We start from the raw sequence: 23,907 nt of genomic DNA, 5'->3' as shown, positions 1-23,907 counted from the left end.
AGTTGAGACTGCCAAACCGACAGAGATCTCATGCGTAGACCCCGGAATAGCGGGCCCGCACCTCACCCAGGGGGGGCCACCGTATTCATTTTTGATTATATTGAAGACGAGTAAGCAAGGAGGATGCCTTGACCCGCCAGACCACGATGACTGTCCGCCTGAGTGGAGCCCTTCATGATTTCGTGCAGGCGAACGTCGGCGAAGATGGCGTCTACGAGAACGTCAGCGAGTATATCCGCGACCTGATCCGGCGGGATAAGGAGCGCATGGAGCAGGAAGCGTTCGATCGTCTCAAAGCCGAGCTGACGCATGCGTTCGCGGCAGCGGACACGTCGTATCGACCTCTGACCGCGGCTGAGGTCATCGCGCGCAACCGACGCTGATCAGGATATGGCCGTCCTGGTTCAAGAGGCGGCGTCTCATCGCCTCGACGAAATTTATCGCTATACGCGCGACCACTGGGGCCATGAGCAAGCAGACCGTTACATCGCAGGCCTCTTCGAGGCGTTCGAGCACATCGATTCCCACGCGGTGATGTCGCGGCCGGTTCCGGCGGCATTTGATGTCGATGGTTTCATGTTCCGCTACGAGCGGCATGTTGTGTATTGGCGCCGGCTCTCGAACGGAGACATCGGTATCGTCACGATCTTACATGAGCGCATGCACCAGATCGCGAGGTTTCGTGAGGATTTTGGACTATGACTCACCACCACTGTCAAGGCAGCCAAGCCTCTGGGGCGGCCCGGGTCGCGGCGAATTCAGGACCGGGACCATCGACGCACATAAAGTCATCGAGAGGCATTTCGCTGGTGGCTCCGCTAGACAAAATATTCGACCCATGTCGGATCAGAACCTGCTGCTCCGAGGGATCGCTCACCAACTGCCACCGGTCTCCGTTGGAACTGCGATAGACCTCCTCAGGTGTCAGTTTCCGCTGAAGCCCGGATTCGACAGTAAACAAGATCAATATGTTAAGTCAGGTGGATTTCCGCTTAATTTGCGTTCTTTTCGCTAAAGTCTGGACTCAGACCGTTTGTGTAAAATGCGTGAGATCAACACGTTGTCCCTCTACGACACTCTGTAAAGCGGCCATAAGTCCGGCCTTTACCGGAAATCGTCCGAGTCCGGTCTTCAACGGAAACTCACACACGTCCTGATCTGGAATCCCCACTACGCGATCCGTCACCATCGCAACTCGAACACGCCGGGCCTGATCGAAGGCAATTTCAACGCTTTGCTGGAGCGTGCCTTGGAAGTGGGCGCAAAGGATATGCTCGAAGAGCTACCTGCGAGCGTTGCCGCGCCGCAGCCACCAATTGCGCCGGTCGCAGCAGACAAGTCAGCCCCGCCATCTTCGCCACCGGCTGAATCGGCCGCACCCGCCGAGGCGGCAGAATGATAACTGCACGCCCTAAGACCGAACAGCGAGTGCCCAGATGAGCTATGAACTGATTTCTGACGAAGAATACTCCAGCCTGCCAGACGAGGACGACCGCTGCTTTGTAGAGTTCGAGAGCATCTGCCGCCGCAACATGACGCGGATAATCGGCGAAGACACGTCGAACGAGTTAGATCGAGTTGTTCGTGAGCAATATATGGCTGCGGTATCTGCCGTCGCGCAGGCATGCCAAATCTCGAACGTCGCATACGAACCTGATGGCTCGAACCACCTCAACGAGGCCTTCGGACGGTTCAGTTTGGCGGTGCAGGGGGAAGTTGCTCGCATTCGTATCCGATCACGGGGCATGCGCCATCCTTATTCCGTGCTGCTGATTGGCAGCACGCGCACCAGAATCGAGCACTATGTTTCCCGCATTCGCGACATTGTAGAGCGGTCCGATCTCGATCACGACCGCAAGAAGCGCTTACGAAACCGGCTCGACCAACTCGCGGCGGAACTCAGCAGCCCTCGTCTGAGTTTTGCAAAAACAATGGGAATTTTGGCAGCTGTCGTGGCGACTACCGCCTGTTCCGTCACGATTGCGGCCGATGGCCAAAGCGCTGTCGCTCATATCATGCAGCTGATCGGCCAAGATAAAGAAACCGAGGAAGCAGCCGCGCAGCGCCTCGCGCCACCTCCGAAGGCTCTGCCCGCACCAACTGTGAAGCCGGCGGCCGCTAGACCACAGCCGACTTGGGAGGCCGCAACAGACTTGGACGATGAAATTCCCTTTTGACACGCGATCATTGTTTCCTCCTAGCAGTTCCAGCGGATTGAGTCGGGCCGGGGATGCGGGCAGGGTAGCGGCATGATCGAGATCACCCGCCGCAAGCTGCTGGCCGTTGCCGCTGCCCTCTTGCCGCTGCTGACGTTCCGTCGCGCTGCGGCACAGCCATCGCCACGCATCGATCCGACGCCCCCGCTGCAAACCGAACCCGCTCAGGTGCCGCCCGAGGTCTGCGAGACGGGCGTGTGGGTGGATCGAAGCGGCTGGATTTATCATCAGCAATTGGGCTGGATGCACCGCTTTCCGTATAGCGGCATGAAGGACATGGGACAGGCGAATTGGTATGGCCCGCCGCCGCCTCGTGCGCCTATGATTCCCTTCGACTGGGGCGAGGCGCTGAGGCAATCGGAAAAGGCCCTCATTGCCCAGGCCTCTGCCGGCAAAGCCAGCGTTCACCGCAAAAATATTCTCCGACCAATGATGGGATAGGGTGGCAACATAGTGAGGCCATGGCCTTGTATCATCAAGGGCCGTTTCCAACAGCTTCGACCATGAATGCGAGATTCTGGAACCGTCGCTGATTTCCTGTCATAGTTGGGGATGGCTAAAACCTCTCCACCCCGTCAGCAAGCCGCGCCGCCCGCCTCTGTGGCTGAGGGGGCCGCTCTGGTCCGTGGATTCACGGTGAAGTTGTATGATCGGCAAAACGGGGAAGGCGTCGATAAGCGGGTGATCGCTGAAACCCTGTTCCGCGCCGCGTTTGACGTGCTGGACACTCTGCCAGACGATCTCCGGCAAGCAATCGCCCGCCGCGTCCACGCCGGGTCTTATGAGCGCACATCCGACCAGATTAAGGCAGGTTCTCCGACGAAGGCACAAACAGCGGCCGGCCCCTCTGACGGCGCTGCCTTACATGCCGTCGCACCTCGGCCGCCGCACTGATTTCACCGCAGCCAGCTGTGCTGCGGTGATTCATGAGGTCTCAAAGCGCCCGTGAGGCTAAAAGTGATAATAGCCATTCCGTAAATCACGATTTCTGCGTGGCGAGGTGCCCGGGAGCACGGCTGAACACGCGAAACATGGTGACCGCCAGGGCAAAGTTAGTGGCGGCGACCAGCATCAGCGTGATCAGCGTGCCGTTGCTCCCATAGATGCTGAGGAGGACAGCCCCGATAGAGGGCGCAGCGGCTTGAACGATCAGGCTTGGCATCGCCAGCCGGCCCATCATCACCGCATAGTCCGCCCCGCCAAAAAGGGCGAGCGGCAAGGTTCCACGCGCAATGGATTCCAGGCCGATGCCCGCGCCGTAGAGCACCAGGGGCGCGGCGAGGAAAAGCGGAGACGCCCAGAGGACGGTGACGCCAGCCAGGACCAGCATGGTCGAGACAATCTTGGTCCAGATCGGATGGTGATGACGGGCGATGAACAGCTCGATTGTCCGTGCGCCGACCTGGGACGGCCCGACCAATGCGCCAAGCGCGACCGCCACGGCCAGGGGCACGCCGCGCGATTGCAGGATGGTCAGCAGGTGCACGGCCAGAAGCGTTGAGATCATCGCGCTCAGCGTGATGGTCGTCGCCAGCAGCACGAACAGGGTGCGGCTTCGCCGGACAACAGGGGCGGCCGTCGCCTTGGGGGCAACGACGTTGACGGCCCGTTCAGCCTCGCTCGGGAGAGCCCAGAGGTAGATCGGCAGCACCACAAGCAAATGGAGACCGGCATAAGCCAAGCAGGCGCCGCGCCATCCGAGATGCGTCACGAGGAAGGCCGAGAGAGGCCAGCACACGGTGCTGGCGAACCCACCGAACAGCGTCAGCGTGGTGATTGCGGGACGCGCGGCCTCCCCGTAAATCCGCCCGAGCGTGGCGAAAGCCGGATCGTAGAGACCGCCGCCCATCCCCATGCCAATGACCACCCAGGCCGCAAGATAGACGGGGATCGACTGAGCGAGGGCCAGCAACCCCAGACCGGCCGCCAGCACGACGGCGCTCATCGCCAACACCGGCCGCCCCCCGATGCGTCCGATCATGCGGCCGACCCGTGGAGAAACCACACCAGCCGCCAGCAAACCAAGCGAGACACCGCCGACGACCCAGGTCAGCGGCCATCCCGTGCTGCGCGTGATCGGACCCGCGAGAACCGCCAGCAGATAGTAGGACGAGCCCCAGGCAAAGATTTGCCCGATGCCGAGCGCCGGGATGATTAGACCGAAGCCGGGCGGTTTCACGCTAGGTCACGCTGCTTGTCCCCGCTCATACCAGCCACGGGACCGGCGAACGATTGAGACGACCGACAGCATGACAGGCACTTCCACCAGCACGCCGACGACCGTTGAGAGTGCCGCGCCCGATTGAAAGCCGAACAGGGCAATGGCGGTTGCGACGGCCAGCTCGAAGAAGTTGCTGGCCCCGATCAGCGCGGAGGGTCCGGCGACGCACCATTCGACACCGAGGCGGCGATTGACCAGGTAGGCAAGCCCCGCGTTGAAATAGACCTGGATCAAAATCGGCACCGCCAGCATGGCGATGACGGCGGGCTGGCGCATGATCTGCTGGCCTTGCAGGCCGAACAGCAGCACGAGCGTCAACAGCAACGCCGACAGCGACAGCGGGGCCAGGCTGCGCAGCGTCCGGCCGAGCGCCGCCACACCCTCGCCTGGCCCGCTATGGGACAGCAGCATGCGCCGCCAGAGCTGGGCGATGATGACCGGCACGATGATGTAGAGGCAGACCGACAGGATCAGCGTATTCCAAGGCACCGTGATCGAGGACAGGCCGAGCAGCAACGCCACGAGCGGCGCGAAGGCGAACACCATGATCGTGTCGTTGAGCGCGACCTGGCTCAGCGTGAAATGCGGTTCGCCGTCCACGAGGTTCGACCACACGAACACCATGGCCGTGCAGGGTGCCGCCGCCAGCAGGATCAGCCCGGCCATATAGCCGTCGATCATGCTGGCCGGGAGGTAGGGCCGGAACACCACGCCGATGAACAGCCAGCCTAGCAGCGCCATCGAGAACGGCTTGACCAGCCAGTTAATCCCGACCGTCGTTGCGATCCCGCGCCAGTGGCTTTTGACCTGCCCGAGTGCCGCCAGGTCGATCTTCAGCAGCATGGGAATCACCATCAGCCAGACCAGCACTGCAACCGGCAGATTGACATGCGCGACCGTGGCCGCGCCGAGGGCATGGAACACGCCCGGCAGGGCCTGCCCGAGGCCGATGCCGACAACAATGCAGAGCGCGACCCACAGCGTCAGGTATCGCTCGAATATTCCCATGGACGGCGCTTTGCCGGGTGATACCGCGACCGCCTCGCTCATGGCGCGGGACTCGCGACACGCTTGCCGCCAGCATCCACGACCGCCTCGCCATCCTCTTTCGAGAACGCGCCGCGTTGCGGATTGGGAAGAATGTCCAGCACCGTTTCAGACGGGCGGCACAGCTTCACGGCATCGGGGGTCACGACAATCGGGCGGTTGATGAGGACCGGGTGCGCCATCATCGCGTCAAGCAACTGGCCGTCCGTCAGGGTGGAATCGTCCAGCTTCAGTTCATCGTAGGGCGTCCCTTTCCGGCGCAGCAATTCGCGCACCGGGATTCCCATGCGGGCGATCAGCTCCACCAGTTCGGCGCGGCTGGGCGGGGTTTTCATATACTCGATGACGTGCGGTTCCTCGCCGCTGTTGCGGATCAGGGCGAGGACGTTCCGCGACGTGCCGCAGGCTGGGTTATGATAAATGGTGACTGTCATGCAGCCGCCCCGCAGCAGGGGGCAGTGGCGGCCAGGTCCGGCTTCGGAGCGCAGCATGCGCCCTGCGAAGTTTCAGGGACGCAGCAGGCTTCGTCGACCACATCGCCGGCTGCATAAATCTGCGCGTCTTCCATGGTGTGGTAGGCTTCCCAGGCAATGCCGTTCGGGTCCTCCACCCAGGATTTTCTGACTTCGCGTAACAACAGGTTGTCTCCCCATCGCTATGGGTCGATATATTCGCAGCCGACATCTGATCGCGCAGCCCGTTCAGCTCCCCGGCATCCTCAACTTGCAGGCCCATATGATCGAGACCGATTGCCTTGCCCCGCGTTGAAATTGCAAAGTTCAGGTGCGGGTCTTCCAGCATCCATTTCGCGTAGTCGGATTTGAGCTTGGCGGGTTCAGTACCGAACAGAGCGCTATAAAAACGGACGCTTTCTTCGATGTTCTTCACACCGACATGGATGTGCATGCGCTTCATTGGCGGGTTCCTTCCTTGGTGGCGATGAGCGTGGAGCCGTCGCAGGCACCGATGCCGCAGCCCGCAGGATCGCCCTGGCAACAGTTTTCGGTCAGGTAGCCGAGCAGGGCATTCATGGCATCGTATTCGGCCATGTAGATCAGGGACCGCCCCTCACGCCGGAAGGTGACGAGGCCCGCCTGCTTGAGCTGGTTCAGGTGAAACGACAGGGTTGCCGAGGGCAGGCCCAGCCGTTCGCCGATCTGACCGGCAGGCAGCCCGTCGGTCCCCGCCTGCACGAGTAGGCGGAACACATCGAGGCGGGAATCCTGTGCGAGTGCCGCCAAGGCGGCTATGGCGTCTGATTTCTCCATATTTCTAAAAGTATGGAGAAATAGGGGTTTGTCAAGGTGCTTCGGTCATTCTTGTCCGTCTTTGGCATCCTTCACTCGGTGTTTTTGGCCTGCCAGCTTTTCATTTCACCGATTTCCTTTTCCTGCGCCGTGACGATGTCGGCGGCCATTTTGCGCAGCATCGGGTCCTTGCCGTATTCAAGCTCCACCTTCGCCATGTCGATAGCGCCCTGATGGTGGGGCATCATCATCGAGACAAAGTCCTTGTCCGTGTTGCCTGTGGGCTTCACGTCCATGTTCTTCATCATCGTCTGCATGGACGACATGAAGGCCTTGTCGGCCGGGCTGGCGTTGGCTCCCATATTCATCGCCTGTGCCATCGCCACGGACGGGGATGCCGCAAGGGCCAGAACGGCCAGGGTTGTCAAAAGTTTCATCGTGCGTTCTCCTTTGTAGACGCGGCTTTGCCGCTTTCGTTACGGGCACGGACCATCCGGGCCTGAATTTCGGGGCTACGTTCTCGCTCGCCGAGCGCTACAGCTGCGCGCTGCGCAGGCGCAGCGCATTCCCGATCACCGAGACCGAGCTGAGCGACATGGCGAGGGCGGCGATGATCGGGCTGAGCAGGATGCCGAAGGCGGGGTAGAGAACCCCGGCCGCGACCGGGATGCCGATCACGTTGTAGGCAAAGGCGAAGATCAGGTTCTGGCGGATGTTGCGCATCGTCATACGGCTGAGGACGCGGGCGCGGGCGATGCCCATGAGATCGCCCTTCACCAGGGTGATTCCGGCGCTCTGGATCGCCACTTCCGTGCCAGTGCCCATGGCGATGCCGACATCCGCTTCCGCGAGGGCGGGCGCGTCGTTCACGCCGTCGCCGGCCATGGCGACGGTGCGGCCCTCGGTTTTCAGTTGCCGGACGATGCGGTGCTTGTCTTCGGGTAGCACGTCGCCCTGAACCTCCTTGATGCCGAGCGTCCGGCCGACCGCTTCCGCCGTCCTCGCATTGTCTCCCGTCAGCATGACGATGCGAATGCCGTCAGCGTGCAGCTTTTTGAGCGCGGCTGGCGTGCTGGCCTTGATGGGGTCGGCAATGGCGATGACAGCGCCGGGCTTACCGTCAATCGCCATGAACAGGGCTGTAGCGCCGTTACTGCGCAAACCGTCGGCCTGACCGTTCAGGTCGGCAAACGGAATGCCGAGACTATCCATTAAGGCTCTGTTGCCGAGCGCCACGATGCGGCCCCCGACTTTGCCGGTAACGCCTTTACCCGTGACAGAAGCGAAGTTCGTGGGGTCTGCGATCGTCAGGCCGCGCTCGCGCGAAGCCGCCACGATGGCAGCCGCCAGTGGATGCTCGCTTGACCGCTCCAGACTGGCGGCCATGGTCAGAATATCGTTCTCCGCGAACCCGCTTGCCGGCACCACGGCCGTGACCTTCGGCTTGCCCTCGGTCAGGGTCCCGGTCTTGTCCACAACCAGTGTGTCCACCTTTTCCATGCGCTCAAGCGCCTCGGCGGATTTGATCAGGACACCAGCTCCGGCCCCTTTGCCGACGCCAACCCCGATGCTCATGGGCGTGGCCAGTCCAAGTGCGCAGGGGCAGGCAATGATGAGAACCGAGACGGCGGCGATCAGAGCATAGGCCAGTGCGGGCGCCGGACCCCACACAGCCCAGGCGATGAAGGACAGCACGGCGATGACCAGCACGGCAGGGACAAAATAACTGGCGACAATATCGGCCATGCGCTGAATGGGGGCGCGGCTGCGCTGCGCCTCGGCAACCATCTGGACGATACGGGCCAGCATCGTATCTGAGCCGATCTTGTCGGCCCGCATAACCAGGGAGCCGGTGCCGTTGACCGTGCCGCCGATCAGTTTTGCGCCGGCCTCCTTCGCGGCCGGCATGGACTCGCCCGTCACCATGGATTCATCGACGGCGCTCTTGCCGTCGGTCACGACACCATCGACCGGCACGCCGCTTCCCGGACGCACCCTCAGCATGTCGCCGACATGCACCTGATCGAGCGGGATTTCCTGATCGTCGCTGCCGGCCTTCACCCGCAGCGCGGTTTTCGGCGCGAGGTTCAGGAGGGCGCGGATCGCGCCGCCGGTCTGGTCGCGGGCGCGCAGCTCCAGCACCTGGCCGAGCAGCACCAGCACGACGATGACGGCGGCCGGCTCGAAATAGACCGGGACCATGCCACCCATGTCATGGAAGCCGGCAGGGAAAACGCCAGGCGCGAACGCCGCGACCAGGCTGTAGAGGTAAGACGCCCCGGTTCCGAGCGCGATCAGGCTGAACATGTTGAGGCTGCGGTTGATGACAGAGGCCCCGCCGCGCACGAAAAAGGGCCAGCCCGCCCATAGAACGACGGGCGTGGAGAGAGCAAACTGCACCCACGTCGAGATGTGGGGCGGAACAAGCGCGTTCAGGCCAAGGGCGGGTATGTGGCCCCCCATTTCCAGCACGAAAACAGGCAGCGTCAGGGCAAGGCCGATCCAGAACCGGCGCGACATGTTCGCCAGCTCGTGGTTGGGTGGCGCATCGGCGGTAACCGTGACCGGCTCCAGGGTCATCCCGCAGATGGGACAGCTTCCCGGCCCAACCTGCCGGATTTGCGGGTGCATCGGGCATGTGTACATCGCGCCGGCCGGCACTTTTTCCGCCTGGCGTGGTTCCAGGTTCAGGTATTTCGCGGGGTCGGCCATGAACTTGGTGCGACAGCCGGCCGAGCAGAAGAAATAAGTCTTCCCGTCATGCTCCGCCTTGTGGTCCGTCTTGAGCGGATCGACCATCATTCCGCAAACCGGGTCCTTGACCCGCTGCGCCTGAGAATCCGCTGGCGTAGATGTGCTGTGGCTGCCGCCGCAACAGCTATGCCGCCCGGTGTGAGAGTCGTGAGCGTGATCGTCCATGGGTCTACCTCTCCCATTGTTGTGGACCTTCCCATGATGGTAAGGTCAAGCACAATCGAAAGGTAGGGTTTATGCAAATCGGCCAAGCCGCTAAGGCGTCCGGGGTCACGGCAAAGATGATCCGGCACTACGAGGTGATCGACCTCATTCCTTCCGCAGCCCGGCAGGACAGCAATTACCGCAGCTACTCAATGACAGATGTTCACCGGCTGAAATTCATCCGGCACGCCCGCGATCTTGGGTTTTCGATAGTCCGTATTCGCGACCTTCTGAAGCTGTGGAGCGACCGGAACCGGAGTAGTTCCGAGGTGAAGGCTATCGCCCTGGCTCATATTGCCGAGCTGGAAACGAAAATCGAGCACATGCGCGAAATGGCAGACGTGCTGCACAACCTCGCCGAGGCCTGTGAAGGCAACGACAGGCCGGAATGCCCCATCATGAATAGCCTTGGCGGCAGTTCATTTCAGGTACGCTCGCACAATCCCTTATCACTCAAAAAGGAATCGTTTGAGTGATCCATGGCTGACTAAGTATCTAGCAAGGCATGAGCTGGATTGCGTAAGTGCAAAACTCAAGAATTACGTATCGCTCGCCGGGGAGGATTTGGTGCTATTCGCCCGCCATGACGGCTTGCGGCAAGTGTTTGCTTCTTAGCTCACCGCGTGCCTGACTGACAATCTGCCAGCCTCCCCACAAGCCCAGCCCGCCCATGATGGCCGCAACGATCACATCGGGCCAGCCCGTGCCAGTGCCGAACACACCCATTGCGGCAAGGACAACGGCGAGATTGCCGAGTGCATCATTGCGCGAACAAATCCACACCGACCGCATATTCGCGTCGCCAGTGCGGAAGCGATAGAGCATGACCGCGACGCCGCCATTTGCGATCAAGGCGGCGATGCCGACCACGCCCATAACTTCGGCACGCGGCAACGTGCCATGTAGGGCGTGCCACGCCGTGTTGCCGAGCACCCATAGCGCAAAGACGATCATAGTCCCGCCTTTGGCAATGGCGGCGCGAGAGCGCCATTGCAGGGCCATGCCGGTGACGCCAAGGCTGATGGCGTAATTGGTAGCGTCTCCGAAGAAGTCGAGCGCGTCAGCCTGTAATGAGGCAGAGCCAGCAGCCGCCCCGGCCACAATTTCAGCAACGAAGAAACTAGCGTTGATGAATAGCGCCAGCCAGAGCGCCCGCCGCCATTTTGGGCTGTTGAGTGCATCGGGGTTGGCGGTGGCTGAGCAGGCGGAATCGTGACAACAGGGCATTCAAGCGCCTCGGCGGTTCGCGTTGGCCTATGCTATAAACCTTGTAGTCACTACAGGGTCAAGGGCAGGTTATGAACATCGGAGAGCTTGCGTGGGCGGCTGACACCAAGGCGGAAACGATCCGATATTATGAGCGCATCGGCCTCTTTCCCTCCCCACCCCGCACGGCAGGCAACTACCGCGACTATTCAGCCGAGCATGTCAGCCGCCTTACCTTCACGCGCCGCGCGCGCAACCTCGGCTTTTCCATCGAGCAGGTTAGAACACTGCTCACCCTTGCCGACGACAAAGGGCAATCGTGCGAAGCGGTGGACGCGATAGCCCGCGAGCACCTTGCAGACGTGAAGCGCAAGCTGGCCGACCTTTTGGCGCTGCGGCGAGAACTGGATTCCCTCATCGGGCAATGCCGTCATGGCACCGTAGCTGATTGCCGCATCATTGAGGCTCTGGCTCCGGCCAGCGCATAAATCAAGACTTTTGCAAATGTCGCTGGGCCGAACCGTTTCAATAGGTTGGGCTTTGCAAAAGATATGTGCGAAATCAACCCTGAAGATTCAGGCCTCGTTTAGAGGTCGCGGGGTGTGAAATCGCCCTCCGTAGGCATATCGGTCTCAAGTCCACATCCGGCTGGCGATGTCCTTTTCCTCTGCGCCCACGGCGTCGGCATAGATCGCCGTGGTGGAAAGCTGGGCATGGCCCAGCCATTTCTGCACCAGGTTAAGAGGAATGCCTTTAGAGACAGCCGCTACCCCAAAGCCATGCCGCAACCCTTTCGGCGAAGCGTGCGGTCCCGAAAGGCCGGCACTCTCCATGACAGCGTGCACCTGACGCCAGGCGGTCATCCGGCTCCAGGACCAGAGGCGGATGCCGCGCCCCTTGTCGCGCTTGCCCTGAAGCTCACGAATGCCGTGCACCATATCGAGGGCCTCAAGGAGAGCCGGCGGCACGGGCACAGCGCGATAAATGCCGGGTCGCCGCTTCTTAAGGCTCTCGAACACCAGGACGCCAGCGGCGAGATCGATGCGATCAACGGTCAAGGCCAGTCCTTCGGACAGCCGGCACCCGGCATAAGCGAGGGTCATGCAGAGGGTGCGGATATCGCGGTCGCTTTTCTCGGCCGCCTTCAGGAAGGCCTCCCGCTCGCCTGCGGTCAGATATTTCCTGGCACCGTCGATCGTATGCAGCTGCATTCCGGTGGGCCGGGCCAGCGGGGACTTTAGAGGGCCGTTCGCCCGGCCGGCCGGTTTGGTGGACGCGGGTTTGACGGGCGCAGTCTTTCTAGTGACACGCGGCGGTGCAGGCGGAGGGCTCATCGCAACCGGTCCTGATAGCCGCGACGCCGTTTGGCGTGCAGGATCGCAGCCAGGGCGTTGCCGGCCGCGCCGCCGTCAGGATAGGGATCAAGGCGGCGGTGTCCCTCCGTGCCGATGCGCCCCCACTGGCGCATGAGGAGGGCGCGCCCGAACAGATCAGGCCAAATCTCCATTCGGTAATAGCGCCACTCGTTGCGCTCCGGCCGGACGCGGACAAGCGATGCTTCCACTGGAAACAGTGGAAGCTGGATAGGTTCTACAGAGTGTGTTTTTGCGCGTTTGGGCATGTTTCCACGATAAGTGTAACAGTTCGGTAAACCTGCGCCGAGCGAAAAGGCTCGTTGGACCCGCTTTATCGCCTGAATGTGTTACAGTATTATCTATAGTGTAACACGCGGCCGAAACTCAGTCTGTTTATGCGCTCTTTGTCGTTTAGCTAGAACCTCTTATCGTAATGCGGTGGATGTTTCGGGCCCATCATGGCTGCTAGAATCTTTCTTTATCCTGTAAGGACGCGGCAATGCTCAAAGATGAGATCGAGAAAGCCAAAAGATCAGTCATCACCGACACCGTTCAAGCCACGATTGGCGAGATCGCAACTATGTACACCTCTTCCGAGCTGAACATCCTTCCCGAGTTCCAACGCTTATTCAGATGGAGTGGAGAGCGTAAATCGAATTTTGTCGAGTCTATATTGATCGGAATTCCGATTCCCCCAGTCTTCGTCTTTGAAAACCCAGATGGAACCTGGGAGCTGATCGACGGTCTGCAAAGAATCTCGACGATTCTAGAGTTCATGGGAGTATTGAGGGACCCAGATTCAGACAACTTTCGTCGCTCGAAGCTGCTTGATACAAAATATCTGCCGTCTCTAGCTGGGGTTGTCTGGAATAAAGAGACCGATGAAGAAACGGGGCTAGACAAATCATTACAACTGTTCTTTCGCCGACACCGAGTGGATTTCCAGATTCTGAAGCATCCAAGTGACCCAAAAACGAAATTCGATCTGTTTCAACGCCTAAATCGAGGAGGCGCCTATGCGAATGAACAGGAGGTCAGAACTTGTTCGATGGTACTCGCAAACCCGGCGTTCACGAAAAGGCTCCGCCTATTCTCAGATCAGGAGGAGTTCCAAAAACTCTTTAGAATCACATCAGATCAAAAACTTAAGCAAGATGGATTGGAATATGCTGTTCGTCTGGTTGTCCATACTTACGAAGATTTTTCAAAAGGAACCGACGTACAAGAGTTCTTGGACCAAGCCATTCTGAGGGTCATAGATGGGCATTCCGAGGAAGAGGTGATGGAAAGGCTCGGTTGGACAATAGATATCCTTTGGCGTCTACTGGGAGCCGACGCGCTGATCCCTCCCGAAGAAAGAGCCGCGGGTATTGCAGCTCGTTTCTCCCTGCGTGCGCTTGAAGGAATCGTGGTGGGTTTAGCTCGCAACAAAGACAGCATCCTCGCGCTCCCGTCTCCTGAAACATTTATAAGGGAAAAGATTGGTGAGTTCTGGAAGCAGCCGGAGGTTTCGTGGATGAGCACTCCCGGCCTCCGTGGCACTGTCAGGTTGCAGCGTACACTGCCATTTGGTGCAAAGTGGTTCAATCCAAATGCCTAATTTGGAACGCTACTTTGATGAAATTGACCTCGCGAGGATACGACGTGTCAAAGAACTGTCAGACATAAAAGTCCGGTTCACAACATATGCCGGGCCCGACCCGTCTAATATCAGTTCGCGCGCAGCAATTGTTCTAACATACGCGAGTTGGGAGGGGTTCTATAACGAATGTGCCTTTGTCTATGTCCGTTTTTTAAAAGAGTTAGGGAAGAGAGTACGTGAAACGGATTGGATGCTTCTGCTGGGCACGTTCAAGTCGGAATTTGATGCGTTGCGAGATAAGTATCATTCTGATGCCGCTCGAATACAATTCGTCGGTAACCTTCAACTTCTGATCGAGTGCAATTTTGAGGACTTTGACAGCGGCGTCATAGCAGCTAAATCAAATCTTAATTTCACTCGCCTCTCCCAAAATTTTCACCTCCTAAGCTTTGATCTCGCCCCAATGCAACGTTTTCGGATTAGGTTAGACCAAGAGCTGGTTAAATGGCGCCATAGCGTCGCACACGGTGACCCTCCAGACCTTTCAAACCTTGATATCCGCGGCCACGTCGATTTCGCTGCTGATTTGTTGATCGTGCTTGCTGACGGATTTCAAGAGGCAATGCTGAAACGGGTCTGAAAGAGAAAGCGGCGGCTGTCCCAAAAGGGAACCCTTCTGGGACGAATGCGCTCCTCGCGGATGATAAAGGACGTTATCATGCGGGATATACCTAGAACCTCGGAACCTCGGCAATGCCCCCACACCAAGCAAACTTCGTCCAAATTCTGATCGACGCACCACAGCCAAGTTCGGTGGATAGCGGTCTGTCTGCTGTTCGGGGCACTTCCTGAAAGGCCGACGCGTCCTGTATTCGGCTGAAATTGGCCGATGGACGAACCCGCTATCGCGGGAGTAGCGCTCTGCGTGTGACGTCGCTCGGCTTTCATGACGATCGTGGATTGAGATTGAACGGGCTGCGGCCGGCTTCGACGATGAGGGCTCCTTCAACCCGAGGAGCTCATCGTGAACCAACTCTCTCCGGCAACGCCTGGCACCCTGCGCGAACGCTTCTTCCAGGACATGACGGTCCGCGGATTCACCGACAAGACCCGGCACGACTACATCCGAACCGTCGCCGGTTTCGCTGTCTTCCTCGAGCGCTCACCCAGCACTGCCAGCGCCGAGGATATCCGGCGCTTTCAGATCCACCAGTCCGAGCACGGCATGAATGCACCGGCCATGAACAGCGCCGTGGCCGCTCTGCGCTTCTTCTTCAACCATACCGCCGATCGGCCGGACCTCGCCCGCAAGCTCATTCGGTTGCGATATCCGCGTAAACTGCCGAACGTGTTGAGCCCCGACGAGGCCGCGCGCCTGATTGCGGCCACGACCTGCCTCAAGCATCGGGCCGCGCTCTGCGTCGCCTACGGGGCCGGGTTGCGGGTAGCCGAGGTTGCCTCGCTCAAGGTCGGCGACATCGACAGCGAGCGCATGCTGATCCGCGTCGAACGCGGCAAGGGGGGCCGAGGCCGTCACGCTCTGCTCTCGCCCGACCTGCTCGCGCTGCTCCGGGCCTGGTGGCAGCAGGGCAAGCGCGAGGGGGTCATGCTGCCCGCTGGCTGGTTGTTCCCCGGCCAGGACCCGGCCAAGCCCAGCACCACCCGCCAGCTCAGCCGCGTCGTCGAGGCAGCGGCCGAGACGGCAGGTCTGACCAAGCGCGTCAGTCCGCACACGCTGCGGCACAGCTTTGCCACGCACCTGCTTGAGGACGGCGTGGACATTCGCGTCATCCAGGTCCTGCTCGGTCATGCCAAGCTCGACAACACCGCGCTCTACACCCGCGTGGCCACCAAGGTCGTGCGCACCGTAACCAGTCCGCTCGACAAGATCACCCCGCAGATCGGCATTCCAATCTGGGAGAGAACCAGCCCCGGCAGCTGAGCGCCGTGCGACCCGCGCTCGAGATCGCCGATATCTTCCGCCGACACGGGCCAGCCTGGCGGGCGGCCCATGCCGGGCACGTCAGCCTCGGCCAGCTCAAAGTCATGTCGGCGATCGAGACCTGCCGCACTGCAGCCCTCGGCGGCCACATCGAGGGCTGCGAGGACTGCGGACACCGCCGCATCGCCTACAACAGCTGCCGCAACCGCCACTGCCCGAAGTGCCAAGGGGCGGCCGCACGCGAGTGGCTGGAGGCGCGCGAGGCCGACCTCCTGCCGGTCGGCTACTTCCACGTCGTGTTCACGCTGCCGGCCGAGATCGCCGACATCGCTGCCCAGAACAAGGCGGTGACCTACGACCTGCTGTTCCGCGCGGCCTCGCAGACCATGCTCACTATCGCCGCCGATCCGCACCATCTCGGAGCGCGCATCGGCATCACCGCCGTGCTCCACACCTGGGGCTCGGCGCTGACCCACCACCCGCACATCCACATGATCGTGCCCGGCGGCGGCCTCTCGCTCGACGGCCAGCGCTGGGTCTCGTCCCGGCCGGCATTCCTATTGCCGGTGCGGGTGCTCGGCGCGCTGTTCCGGCGCCTGTTCCTGACCCGGCTGCTCGAGCTTCACACCGCCGGAAAGCTACAGTTCTTCGTCAAGCAGGCCAAACTCGCCGACGCGACGGCGTTCCGGCAGCGCGTCGCGCTCGTGCGCAAGAAGACCTGGGTGGTCTACGCCAAGCCGCCGTTTGCGGGTCCAGCGGCGGTGCTGACCTATCTGTCGCGCTACACGCACCGGGTCGCGATTTCCAACCGTCGGTTGATTGCGATGGACGAGACCGGTGTCACGTTCCGCTTCAAGGACTACCGACGCGACGGCGCCGAACGGTATGGCACCATGACGCTGGCTACGGGCGAGTTTATCCGGCGGTTTCTGCTGCACGTCCTGCCGCGCGGGTTCCACCGCATCCGCCATTACGGTCTGCTCGCCAGCGGCGGCCGTCGCGACAACCTTGACCGCGCCCGAGAACTTCTTGCCGCACCACCGCCACCTGCTGAACCGAACGCGACGGTCGAGCCGCCCGACTATCGCCCGCCGTGTCCCTGCTGCGGTGGCCACATGATCGTCATCGAGACCTTCATGCGCTTCACCCAGCCCCGGGCGCCACCCGGGCCGCCGCAATCAGCCGGAAGGACGCCGTCGTGATCCGGCGCGGCACGATCTGCCTGCAAATCGTAGCCCTGCTGCGGTCAGCGACACCGCTTGCGCCCAATTCTACAAAGGCTGTGCAGGACGCCATCCATCGACACCAGAGACGCCTAGTCCCTGGTGTCCGGCATCATCAGACTCGCGTCGACGCTCGATCTGAGCGCATGATCCCGCCCCCGAGCACGACCGCTCTGGCGTCGTCCAAACCCTAAATCCCCATACCCAACACCGGCCCGCGGGATTCGTCCTTCGGAGACTTTCGTACGCCAAGCGGCGTCCGAAACTCATCACGAAAGCGGTCCTTCCGCTTTGGAGAAGCCTACCAAGGACAGCGGACATTCGGCTGCCCCCTATCACGCCATTAGTACTGCGCTCAGACGCACGGGCGTATTCCACCTGCTCGCGAGAGTTTCGTTCCTTGCCGCCGAGAGGAAAGCGCAAGCACCGCAAAAGGTGACACCCACTCCTAAACTGTGCTGCTATGGAACGATGGCAGCCAAACATACCCTCCACGTCGCTTTGACCGAACCGCTCGTCAGTTACGTTGATCAAAAGGTGTCTGCGGGGCATTACGCGACAGCCAGCGAAGTGGTCCGGGCCGGCCTACGTCTGTTAATCGAACAAGAGGACGAGAAGGAAAGCGGGAGGCTCACCCGGCCGAAAACGATCGGAGGTGCCAGACCTTCCGATCCACCGCTTGGAGGGACGATTGACCGGTAACACTCGGTCGGAGCACGACGAGCAGCTTCGCCAGCAAACAATCCTTGCGCGGTTCGGCGAACTCGCGCTGCGATCCGACGATCTCGACGAAATCCTTACCGAAGCCTGCCGCCTGGCGGGTGAGGCTTTGGGTACAGACCTCGCCAAGGTTGTTGAACTTCAAAAAGATGGCACGACCCTGCTCGTGCGGGCGGGCGTCGGCTGGAAGCCTGGCGTCGTCGGTGTGGCGACCATCATCGCGGCGGACGACACCTCCGAAGGCCATGCCCTGAGAACCGGCGAGCCGATGATCTCACCGGACATTTCGAAGGAGACGCGGTTCAAATATCCTGCATTTCTCATCGAGCATGAGGTTCGGGCCGTCGCCAACGTGATCATCATCGGCGGCACGGGCAGGCCGCCATTTGGCATCTTCCAGGTCGACAGCCGTGAGCCCCGGTTGTTCACCGACAACGACACCGCGTTCTTGCGCACCTATGCAAATTTGCTGGCGGCTGCGGTGGATCGCCTGCGCGCAATGGAGAACAAACTGGCCGAAGAGGCCAAGCTGCGCAGTGCACTGGAGAAACTGGTCGTGGAACGGACACACGAGTTGGGCCGGTCCAATGCCCAATTGGACGCCTTCGCCTATACGGTCAGCCATGACCTGCGGGCGCCGCTACGGGCCATGGAAGGCTTCGCCCGTATCCTTCTCGACGATTACGCCCCACAACTGGGCGGCAAGGGCGGCGGCTATGCCACGCGCATCGTGGCCGCCTCCGAGCGCATGGAACAGCTGATCAACGACCTCCTCGCCTACAGTCGTTTGCAGCGTTACGAGGCAGCACTCCGGGTTGTCGATATGACCGCCCTTGCATTGAAGGCGGCTGACGAGGCCCGGGCCGAACAGGGGCGAGCGGTAACAATAGACGTCGATGCGCCGCTGCCTCCAGTGCTTGCCGAGCCGGTTGTCCTTGGCCAAGTGCTGTCAAACCTAATTGGGAACGCCGCGAAATTCACGAAGCCACACTCGCCCAGCCTTGTTCGTGTATGGGCAGAACGGACTGCAGACCGGGTAAAGCTATGGGTCGAGGACAACGGGATCGGAATCGCTCCTGAGCACCAACTCGGTATATTTAATGTGTTTGAGCGACTGCATAGCCAGGACGCTTACCCGGGCACCGGCATCGGGCTAGCAATTGTGCAGAAGGGTATGGAGTGCATGGGTGGTAGCTGCGGCGTTGACTCGACGCTGGGGAAAGGCAGCCGCTTTTGGATTGATCTTGAAACGGCAGAAAATAGCGCCGAATGGGCGGAACGCACCAAGACGGGGCGAAAGCAGTGACTGATCTAGACACCATCCTTCTTGTCGAGGACACCCCCGATGATCTGGAACTGCTTAAATATGCTTTCGGCAAGGCCGGCATTACCAACCCCCTCATGAGCGTGAGGGATGGTGACGAAGCGATATCCTTTATCGGCGGCAACGGCGCCTATACAAATCGCGCGCAGTACCCCTTGCCGAGCCTTGTTCTTTTAGACCTGAAGCTCCCAAAGCGGTCTGGCTTTGAGGTGCTCCGTTTCATTCGCGCCCAGGATGAAACCAAACACATTCCTGTCGTGGTTCTGACTTCCTCCAATCAAAGGGAGGATGTGGGCAGGTCATACGAGCTTGGCGCGAATTCCTATCTCGTGAAGCCTGTCCGCCGCGACGGCTTGCTTGAGATGGTGAAGGCTATTGACGTTTATTGGATTAAACTTAATCGGGTGCCTGGGCTATGACAGAGCAGGATGCTCTAACTCGCATTCTCGTTGTCGATGACAACCCGGATGACCGCGCCCTCGTGCGTCGTGAACTGGACGTACTGTTTTCAACATCTGAGATTATTGAGCCCAACGACACGGCCGAATTTGACGCGGCTCTTGAAGCGGCAGTTCCGGACCTAGTCGTAACAGACCTGGACATTCGTTGGTCGAACGGAGCCGCGGTCCTCTCTGCTGTGAAGGCGCGCTATCCGGCTTGTCCCGTGGTTATGTTTACCGGCACGGGCAACGAGACGATCGCGGTTGAGCTTATGAAGTCCGGCCTGGACGACTATGTCGTTAAGTCACCGCGGCAGCTTCCAAGACTCCGGGCCTCCCTGAAACTTGCATTCGACGTTGCTCGATCCCGTTCCACTCTTACCGCAAGAGAGGCACAGCTTGTTGCGATGGTTGCGCAGCGAGATACCATCGTCCGCGAGCTTCACCACAGGGTGAAGAACAACCTTCAAACGATGATGAGCTTACTTCGTGTACGCGGACGGCAGGTAGATGCGGCGACGCGCGCGCATTTCGATGAGATTGAAGGGCGTATCAATGCGCTCGGTGCGGTCCAAGCACGAATTTACGCGGTCGGGTCGCTCGATAATGTCGATTTCGGCGCCGCGCTCTCCGATATCTCCGAGACGCTCACCCGCGTGTACAACCATACCACCTTGGATCGGGACTTCGGCGGGCCGTTGAGTTTAGACGTTGGCAGGGCAATGCCGCTCGCGTTGCTTTGCTATGAAATCATTCTAAATGCGCTGAAACACGCATGGCCGGAAACTAAACGAGGCCGGCTTACCTTGCGCATTCGGATTGGATCCGATTTCCCGGAGATTCGAATAGAGGACGACGGAATGGGTTTTGACACCGGTTCAGTGGTGAAAGGGCTGGGTACTCGGCTTGTTCGATCGCTTGCTCAGGAGGCGCGCGTAGAAATCGAGACGCTATCCAAGCCGGGTGACGGAACGACAGTGACGCTACGGCTGATTTGAGTCCATGGACTTGGAAAGTGCATCTATTGTCAGGCGGGTCGTTCTTGTGGTCGAGGATGAGGCAATGATACGTATGATGTTGGTTGATGCGATCGAGGACGCTGGTCTTGGCGTTGTGGAGGCCACCAACGCTGACGACGCAATTACAGCATTTGCACAACGGAAGGACATTGGCGTCGTCGTCACTGATGTAAGGATGCCAGGGTCCATGGACGGCATAGGGCTAGCAGGTTGGATGCGGGAGCATGAGCCCGCAATTCCTGTTGTCATCTGTTCGGGTATGGACACGCGGGTTGATCTTCGTGCCATCAACCCAGCAATTACCAACGTCGTTTCGAAGCCTTATCTGCCGGATGATCTCGCAGAGATCGTTGCCGTCCTTATGCGGGGAACTCTCCGCTGATCGTGGTGGTTCATTGCAGAAGTGATCGAAAATTGACCGGCTGAGATATGGCTGAACGACGGTCTATGTGGCCATTTCGCCGCGATCATAGGGTTGGACTACGAATTGCGAATGAGCCAAAAGGCTCCAGGAACGTCCGCTTCAGAGCACCGGCACATCTTCGCTATATGACCGGAATGGGCGCTAAGCGGCCGGGACCACGCCACCGTCAATGCCCGCTTTCGGAACCGCCGAACTGTCGGAATGCCGATCGGATTTGGTGGATAGCGGAGTGAGCGATCCTCAGAGCACGCGGCGCCTGATAAGGGGGATTATCACGTGCTAACCGAGGCGCCGGTGACCCGGCGGAGGCGGGCTAGGCGTCCCTGCGGGGAAACAACCGCGTCACCGTGCTTCGCGCTGGAAGCGGCGTCCAACCAGCGATGGTCCGGGCGCATGCGCGCGCCTTCATGTTGTCGATGACCCCTGGAAACCGCCGGCGCAATTCGATCGCCGCCGACAGCTCTCCCTCCTCATCGAAGATGGCGCGGATCGCAGCAGCATCAGCCTCGGTAATGACGAACATCGCCTCAGCATGGCAATGCATGCTGCGGCTGGCAAGCCGGGATGCGTCGTCCTGCTATATGTGAGAGAGGACATTATCACATATAGCTCCGCCCTAACGCCTCCAGGGGACGCACCGCTGAACCCCGATCCACAATCAGTCACGGCATTTGCGGTGGACGTCACGCCTCTGAGTCAGTGATACTATCCGTAGGAGGGCTGCCAATGAATGTTGAGACATCGAGACTGCTTCTGCGGCGGCCGCATTTAGCGGACGTGCCGGCACTGTTTGAGTTCCTGGGTGACGTCATGGCCATGCAGCACACCCACGCCGATGGGTCCCTGCAAGAATGCCGCCGCCGAGTGGCCGTCCACGAGTGGCGCCGCCGCCATAATGGCTATGCGCCGTGGACCATCATGGCCAAATCAGAGGGCCGGATCATCGGTTGGGGCGGGCTTTATGATGACCCTTTCGATCCAGGCTGGGGAACCGAGGTGGCCTATTTCTTTCATCCATCGGTCTGGGGCCATGGCTACGCGTCAGAGATGGTAGCCGCCTGCATGGGCGTCGCCGACTATCCCCTGCGGCCACCCGAGGTCCGAGCCTTCGCACATCCGGCCAATGCAGGCTCACAACGCGTCCTGAAGAAGGCCGGTTTTGAGCTCGTGCGGTTCGTACCGGAAATGGACCGCTTTCTTTATCGCCGCGTTTGGCAGGACTTGAGGTTGGCAACGTGAACTCTTGGTCCTTATGTTTTTGGAATTGCGTAGCCGACCGATGGTTGATCTGTTACATGAGTCCTAAAAACCTCCAACACTCGGAATCGACCAAAGTCAAACACTAGCGGCCCGACAAAATGGTCCAGGGAACACACCTGCAGCGTGTGGCAGTTCATCGGCTTCGCGCCCCTACCCGCGGCGATCCCCTCGCCTGCCCTAGGTTCCCAGTCGAATGCACTGTTGTTCTCGAACGGCGATAGACCTCGGTGCAGCAGCTCTTGCAGTGAGGTCGCCTAATCCGATATATTTCGCCCGGGCCACCACAGGTTGGCCTTCGGTCCGCGAGAAGGGCTTAGCCCAATCCTCATCGTCACTGGTCATAACCCCTGACTTCCAGCCCGAAAATGCGGACAACGGGCCTTATGGAAGGAAGGACATATGAGTGACCTGCCAAAGGTCGGTTCCGCGTCTGTTCGGAAGCTCCCGGAACGGGCAAGTCTTGAACATCTCAGGACCGAAGCGAAAGCCTGCCTGAAAAAGATGCTGACGAGCAATTCAGCCGCGAAGCTTGCTGCTGCTCAGCGTGCTGTCGCGCGCGCATATGGCTTCACGGGTTGGCGACAGCTTCGAACTTATATTTCGGAACATCCGCCCGCCAAACCTCTTGATGAAGCACCTACCGAAATCCGAGCCCGTTTATTACTTCAACAAGCTGCGCCAAGAGAAGAAGTGCCCATCGATCCGGCCTTGCTTGATTGCTATGTCGGTTTCTACCAACTAACGCCTGATTTGATCTTTACCGTCCTGCGAGACAGCGAACGGCTGGTTGATCAATTGACCGGGCAACGGTTCTTTTCGCTCTATCCCGAAAGCAGAATAAAGTTCTTCTATAAGACTGTTAACGCTCAGATTACGTTCATCGCAGAACCGGGAGGAGTCGCAACCGAGTTGATTTTGCATCAGAATGGCCAAGAACGCCGAGCTTCACGGACGGATGCGTCAGTGGCAAAGCGCGCCCAGGCATCTTGGGAACGGAGCAGAAGTCGAAAGCTACCAATTGAAGGTAGTGAGGCCGCGATACGGCGGCTGATCGACGAAGTGAGGGGCGGGCACGCAAATTATGATCTAATGAGTGAAGGTTTGGCCGCGAAATTCCGCGACCAGTTGGAAGATAACAGGCAATATTTTTCGGGTCTCGGTGATTTAAAGGCCCTTTCCTTTAGGGGACCCGCTCGCGGGGACGGGGCGGATGTCTTCCATGCGCAGTTTGGTACCTGCTGCCTCGAATTTAGAATCGTTCTGGAATCGGAAGAGAAAGTCCGCTCAATAAATTTCAGAGAGTATCCCTAATCATGATGTTCTCCGTTTCTATAAACCCATCACGATAGGCTTGGACGTTTGATTTAAGAGAGCGCTAAGCTGGCGTTGCACCAGTACTTCGTTCCCTTTCCAACCACCTACAACATGGGCGTCGCACTTGTCGTGAAACTCGCGACAGTAAGCCGAGTGAGCAGTTTCCTCGATTTCTTTTGTCGCGTATCTTTGTCGCTGATTATTTTATTGCGCGACAAAGATACGCGACAAGGCCCCCTAATGGGTGAAAAGTCGTCTTGTGCTGTTGCCGCAGCCAGGATGCGGCGTAGCATCGCTTGGGCTTCAGGGGCGGGCGCATGGTGTGGATCGATGCCGAGTTACAAGCGGCCCTGGCGGTCGCATGGGACTACATGCGCTTTACCCACCCTCCAGTGGAGGCGGATGCCAT

28 protein-coding genes are annotated in these 23,907 nt (G+C 59.8%); 17 read left to right on the top strand and 11 right to left on the bottom strand.

Annotated features, from left to right (window positions below):
- Positions 1–128: 128 nt before the first annotated feature.
- From QP803_RS11500 to QP803_RS11485, 4 genes are all read left to right on the top strand, one after another.
- Complete coding sequence (locus tag QP803_RS11500; protein WP_284943619.1) at positions 129–383, top strand: ribbon-helix-helix domain-containing protein; 255 nt, start codon at positions 129–131, stop codon at positions 381–383.
- A 7-nt stretch (positions 384–390) separates the two neighbouring features.
- A complete protein-coding gene (locus tag QP803_RS11495; protein WP_284943618.1) occupies positions 391–702 on the top strand; it encodes a type II toxin-antitoxin system RelE/ParE family toxin in 312 nt (103 codons plus the stop codon).
- Between the two features lie 734 nt (positions 703–1,436).
- Positions 1,437–2,177, top strand: a complete 741-nt coding sequence (locus tag QP803_RS11490; protein ID WP_284943617.1) for a hypothetical protein — start codon at positions 1,437–1,439, stop codon at positions 2,175–2,177.
- A gap of 72 nt (positions 2,178–2,249) precedes the next feature.
- Positions 2,250–2,657: a hypothetical protein gene (locus QP803_RS11485; protein ID WP_284943616.1), complete on the top strand. Its 408-nt coding sequence runs from the start codon at positions 2,250–2,252 to the stop codon at positions 2,655–2,657.
- A 538-nt stretch (positions 2,658–3,195) separates the two neighbouring features.
- Here QP803_RS11485 and QP803_RS11480 read toward each other — a convergent pair.
- The 7 genes from QP803_RS11480 to QP803_RS11450 all read right to left on the bottom strand — a co-directional run bounded on the left by QP803_RS11480 (position 3,196) and on the right by QP803_RS11450 (position 9,650).
- Positions 3,196–4,395, bottom strand: a complete 1,200-nt coding sequence (locus QP803_RS11480; RefSeq protein WP_284943615.1) for an MFS transporter — start codon at positions 4,393–4,395, stop codon at positions 3,196–3,198.
- A gap of 6 nt (positions 4,396–4,401) precedes the next feature.
- On the bottom strand, positions 4,402–5,487 hold the full coding sequence (gene arsB, locus QP803_RS11475) for an ACR3 family arsenite efflux transporter (RefSeq protein ID WP_434082842.1): 1,086 nt from the start codon (positions 5,485–5,487) through the stop codon (positions 4,402–4,404).
- Positions 5,484–5,918 carry an arsenate reductase (glutaredoxin) gene (gene arsC, locus QP803_RS11470; RefSeq protein WP_284943614.1) on the bottom strand — a complete coding sequence of 145 codons (435 nt, stop codon included), beginning with the start codon at positions 5,916–5,918 and terminating at the stop codon, positions 5,484–5,486. Before arsC ends, arsB begins: the two co-directional genes overlap by 4 nt.
- Positions 5,896–6,399, bottom strand: a complete 504-nt coding sequence (locus tag QP803_RS11465; protein WP_284943613.1) for a VOC family protein — start codon at positions 6,397–6,399, stop codon at positions 5,896–5,898. The genes arsC and QP803_RS11465 overlap by 23 nt, the downstream gene beginning before the upstream one ends.
- Positions 6,396–6,752 (bottom strand): ArsR/SmtB family transcription factor, encoded by a 357-nt coding sequence (locus QP803_RS11460; RefSeq protein WP_284943612.1) that lies wholly within the window; start codon positions 6,750–6,752, stop codon positions 6,396–6,398. Before QP803_RS11460 ends, QP803_RS11465 begins: the two co-directional genes overlap by 4 nt.
- A gap of 71 nt (positions 6,753–6,823) precedes the next feature.
- A complete protein-coding gene (copM, locus tag QP803_RS11455) occupies positions 6,824–7,168 on the bottom strand; it encodes a CopM family metallochaperone (RefSeq protein WP_284943611.1) in 345 nt (114 codons plus the stop codon).
- A gap of 97 nt (positions 7,169–7,265) precedes the next feature.
- The gene (locus QP803_RS11450) at positions 7,266–9,650 is read right to left on the bottom strand and encodes a heavy metal translocating P-type ATPase (protein WP_284943610.1); all 2,385 of its coding nucleotides are present in this window, start codon (positions 9,648–9,650) and stop codon (positions 7,266–7,268) included.
- Positions 9,651–9,721: 71 nt separating this feature from the next.
- Here QP803_RS11450 and cueR point away from each other — a divergent pair, with 71 nt between their 5' ends.
- On the top strand, positions 9,722–10,165 hold the full coding sequence (gene cueR, locus QP803_RS11445; RefSeq protein ID WP_284943609.1) for a Cu(I)-responsive transcriptional regulator: 444 nt from the start codon (positions 9,722–9,724) through the stop codon (positions 10,163–10,165).
- Between the two features lie 94 nt (positions 10,166–10,259).
- On the opposite strand, the gene QP803_RS11440 is transcribed toward cueR, so the two are convergent.
- Complete coding sequence (locus QP803_RS11440; RefSeq protein WP_284943608.1) at positions 10,260–10,916, bottom strand: cation efflux transmembrane domain-containing protein; 657 nt, start codon at positions 10,914–10,916, stop codon at positions 10,260–10,262.
- 71 nt (positions 10,917–10,987) lie between these two features.
- Here QP803_RS11440 and QP803_RS11435 point away from each other — a divergent pair, with 71 nt between their 5' ends.
- On the top strand, positions 10,988–11,383 hold the full coding sequence (locus QP803_RS11435) for a MerR family transcriptional regulator (protein WP_284943607.1): 396 nt from the start codon (positions 10,988–10,990) through the stop codon (positions 11,381–11,383).
- 144 nt (positions 11,384–11,527) lie between these two features.
- Here the strand turns inward: QP803_RS11435 and QP803_RS11430 are convergent, their stop codons facing one another.
- Positions 11,528–12,106 carry a tyrosine-type recombinase/integrase gene (locus QP803_RS11430; RefSeq protein ID WP_284943606.1) on the bottom strand — a complete coding sequence of 193 codons (579 nt, stop codon included), beginning with the start codon at positions 12,104–12,106 and terminating at the stop codon, positions 11,528–11,530.
- 119 nt (positions 12,107–12,225) lie between these two features.
- The gene (locus tag QP803_RS11425) at positions 12,226–12,516 is read right to left on the bottom strand and encodes a WGR domain-containing protein (RefSeq protein ID WP_284943605.1); all 291 of its coding nucleotides are present in this window, start codon (positions 12,514–12,516) and stop codon (positions 12,226–12,228) included.
- 233 nt (positions 12,517–12,749) lie between these two features.
- On the opposite strand from QP803_RS11425, the gene QP803_RS11420 reads away from it, so the two are divergent.
- The 9 genes from QP803_RS11420 (at position 12,750) to QP803_RS11385 (ending at position 20,882) form a co-directional block, all read left to right on the top strand.
- Positions 12,750–13,850: a DUF262 domain-containing protein gene (locus tag QP803_RS11420; RefSeq protein ID WP_284943604.1), complete on the top strand. Its 1,101-nt coding sequence runs from the start codon at positions 12,750–12,752 to the stop codon at positions 13,848–13,850.
- Entirely contained in the window at positions 13,843–14,472 is a 630-nt protein-coding gene (locus QP803_RS11415) for an MAE_28990/MAE_18760 family HEPN-like nuclease (protein WP_284943603.1), read from the top strand. The genes QP803_RS11420 and QP803_RS11415 overlap by 8 nt, the downstream gene beginning before the upstream one ends.
- Positions 14,473–14,856: 384 nt before the next feature.
- Positions 14,857–15,774 (top strand): tyrosine-type recombinase/integrase, encoded by a 918-nt coding sequence (locus tag QP803_RS11410; protein ID WP_284943602.1) that lies wholly within the window; start codon positions 14,857–14,859, stop codon positions 15,772–15,774.
- Positions 15,775–15,779: 5 nt separating this feature from the next.
- Entirely contained in the window at positions 15,780–16,976 is a 1,197-nt protein-coding gene (locus QP803_RS11405) for an IS91 family transposase (RefSeq protein WP_284943601.1), read from the top strand.
- Between the two features lie 492 nt (positions 16,977–17,468).
- The gene (locus QP803_RS24030) at positions 17,469–17,699 is read left to right on the top strand and encodes a type II toxin-antitoxin system ParD family antitoxin (RefSeq protein WP_350356096.1); all 231 of its coding nucleotides are present in this window, start codon (positions 17,469–17,471) and stop codon (positions 17,697–17,699) included.
- Positions 17,689–19,023 carry a sensor histidine kinase gene (locus QP803_RS11400; protein ID WP_284943600.1) on the top strand — a complete coding sequence of 445 codons (1,335 nt, stop codon included), beginning with the start codon at positions 17,689–17,691 and terminating at the stop codon, positions 19,021–19,023. The genes QP803_RS24030 and QP803_RS11400 overlap by 11 nt, the downstream gene beginning before the upstream one ends.
- Positions 19,020–19,460 (top strand): response regulator, encoded by a 441-nt coding sequence (locus QP803_RS11395; RefSeq protein ID WP_284943599.1) that lies wholly within the window; start codon positions 19,020–19,022, stop codon positions 19,458–19,460. The genes QP803_RS11400 and QP803_RS11395 overlap by 4 nt, the downstream gene beginning before the upstream one ends.
- Entirely contained in the window at positions 19,457–20,479 is a 1,023-nt protein-coding gene (locus tag QP803_RS11390) for a sensor histidine kinase (RefSeq protein ID WP_284943598.1), read from the top strand. The genes QP803_RS11395 and QP803_RS11390 overlap by 4 nt, the downstream gene beginning before the upstream one ends.
- A 4-nt stretch (positions 20,480–20,483) precedes the next feature.
- Entirely contained in the window at positions 20,484–20,882 is a 399-nt protein-coding gene (locus QP803_RS11385) for a response regulator (RefSeq protein WP_284943597.1), read from the top strand.
- Positions 20,883–21,237: 355 nt separating this feature from the next.
- Here the strand turns inward: QP803_RS11385 and QP803_RS11380 are convergent, their stop codons facing one another.
- Positions 21,238–21,468: a hypothetical protein gene (locus QP803_RS11380; RefSeq protein ID WP_284943596.1), complete on the bottom strand. Its 231-nt coding sequence runs from the start codon at positions 21,466–21,468 to the stop codon at positions 21,238–21,240.
- Positions 21,469–21,650: 182 nt separating this feature from the next.
- On the opposite strand from QP803_RS11380, the gene QP803_RS11375 reads away from it, so the two are divergent.
- Together QP803_RS11375 and QP803_RS11370 are read left to right on the top strand one after the other, a co-directional pair.
- On the top strand, positions 21,651–22,163 hold the full coding sequence (locus QP803_RS11375) for a GNAT family N-acetyltransferase (RefSeq protein ID WP_284943595.1): 513 nt from the start codon (positions 21,651–21,653) through the stop codon (positions 22,161–22,163).
- A 420-nt stretch (positions 22,164–22,583) separates the two neighbouring features.
- Positions 22,584–23,495, top strand: coding sequence for a DUF3471 domain-containing protein (locus QP803_RS11370; protein ID WP_284943594.1), 912 nt, complete (start codon positions 22,584–22,586; stop codon positions 23,493–23,495).
- Positions 23,496–23,907: the final 412 nt, after the last annotated feature.

The sequence above is a fragment of the Acidisoma sp. PAMC 29798 genome (genome assembly GCF_030252425.1).
Taxonomy (GTDB): Bacteria; Pseudomonadota; Alphaproteobacteria; order Acetobacterales; family Acetobacteraceae; genus Acidisoma; species Acidisoma cladoniae.
Note: the sequence above shows the minus strand (reverse complement) of the source record. Positions and strands in the feature narration are given on the sequence as shown.

What these genes read in the sequence shown, in the direction of transcription:
- QP803_RS11495 (WP_284943618.1), top strand. Translation starts at nt 391, where the DNA reads ATGGCCGTCCTGGTTCAAGAGGCGGCGTCTCATCGCCTCGACGAAATT.
- QP803_RS11490 (WP_284943617.1), top strand. Translation starts at nt 1,437, where the DNA reads ATGAGCTATGAACTGATTTCTGACGAAGAATACTCCAGCCTGCCAGAC.
- QP803_RS11485 (WP_284943616.1), top strand. Translation starts at nt 2,250, where the DNA reads ATGATCGAGATCACCCGCCGCAAGCTGCTGGCCGTTGCCGCTGCCCTC.
- arsB (WP_434082842.1), bottom strand. Translation starts at nt 5,487, where the DNA reads ATGAGCGAGGCGGTCGCGGTATCACCCGGCAAAGCGCCGTCCATGGGA.
- arsC (WP_284943614.1), bottom strand. Translation starts at nt 5,918, where the DNA reads ATGACAGTCACCATTTATCATAACCCAGCCTGCGGCACGTCGCGGAAC.
- QP803_RS11465 (WP_284943613.1), bottom strand. Translation starts at nt 6,399, where the DNA reads ATGAAGCGCATGCACATCCATGTCGGTGTGAAGAACATCGAAGAAAGC.
- QP803_RS11460 (WP_284943612.1), bottom strand. Translation starts at nt 6,752, where the DNA reads ATGGAGAAATCAGACGCCATAGCCGCCTTGGCGGCACTCGCACAGGAT.
- copM (WP_284943611.1), bottom strand. Translation starts at nt 7,168, where the DNA reads ATGAAACTTTTGACAACCCTGGCCGTTCTGGCCCTTGCGGCATCCCCG.
- QP803_RS11450 (WP_284943610.1), bottom strand. Translation starts at nt 9,650, where the DNA reads ATGGACGATCACGCTCACGACTCTCACACCGGGCGGCATAGCTGTTGC.
- cueR (WP_284943609.1), top strand. Translation starts at nt 9,722, where the DNA reads ATGCAAATCGGCCAAGCCGCTAAGGCGTCCGGGGTCACGGCAAAGATG.
- QP803_RS11440 (WP_284943608.1), bottom strand. Translation starts at nt 10,916, where the DNA reads ATGCCCTGTTGTCACGATTCCGCCTGCTCAGCCACCGCCAACCCCGAT.
- QP803_RS11435 (WP_284943607.1), top strand. Translation starts at nt 10,988, where the DNA reads ATGAACATCGGAGAGCTTGCGTGGGCGGCTGACACCAAGGCGGAAACG.
- QP803_RS11430 (WP_284943606.1), bottom strand. Translation starts at nt 12,106, where the DNA reads ATGCAGCTGCATACGATCGACGGTGCCAGGAAATATCTGACCGCAGGC.
- QP803_RS11425 (WP_284943605.1), bottom strand. Translation starts at nt 12,516, where the DNA reads ATGCCCAAACGCGCAAAAACACACTCTGTAGAACCTATCCAGCTTCCA.
- QP803_RS11420 (WP_284943604.1), top strand. Translation starts at nt 12,750, where the DNA reads ATGCTCAAAGATGAGATCGAGAAAGCCAAAAGATCAGTCATCACCGAC.
- QP803_RS11415 (WP_284943603.1), top strand. Translation starts at nt 13,843, where the DNA reads ATGCCTAATTTGGAACGCTACTTTGATGAAATTGACCTCGCGAGGATA.
- QP803_RS24030 (WP_350356096.1), top strand. Translation starts at nt 17,469, where the DNA reads ATGGCAGCCAAACATACCCTCCACGTCGCTTTGACCGAACCGCTCGTC.
- QP803_RS11390 (WP_284943598.1), top strand. Translation starts at nt 19,457, where the DNA reads ATGACAGAGCAGGATGCTCTAACTCGCATTCTCGTTGTCGATGACAAC.
- QP803_RS11385 (WP_284943597.1), top strand. Translation starts at nt 20,484, where the DNA reads ATGGACTTGGAAAGTGCATCTATTGTCAGGCGGGTCGTTCTTGTGGTC.
- QP803_RS11380 (WP_284943596.1), bottom strand. Translation starts at nt 21,468, where the DNA reads ATGCATTGCCATGCTGAGGCGATGTTCGTCATTACCGAGGCTGATGCT.
- QP803_RS11375 (WP_284943595.1), top strand. Translation starts at nt 21,651, where the DNA reads ATGAATGTTGAGACATCGAGACTGCTTCTGCGGCGGCCGCATTTAGCG.
- QP803_RS11370 (WP_284943594.1), top strand. Translation starts at nt 22,584, where the DNA reads ATGAGTGACCTGCCAAAGGTCGGTTCCGCGTCTGTTCGGAAGCTCCCG.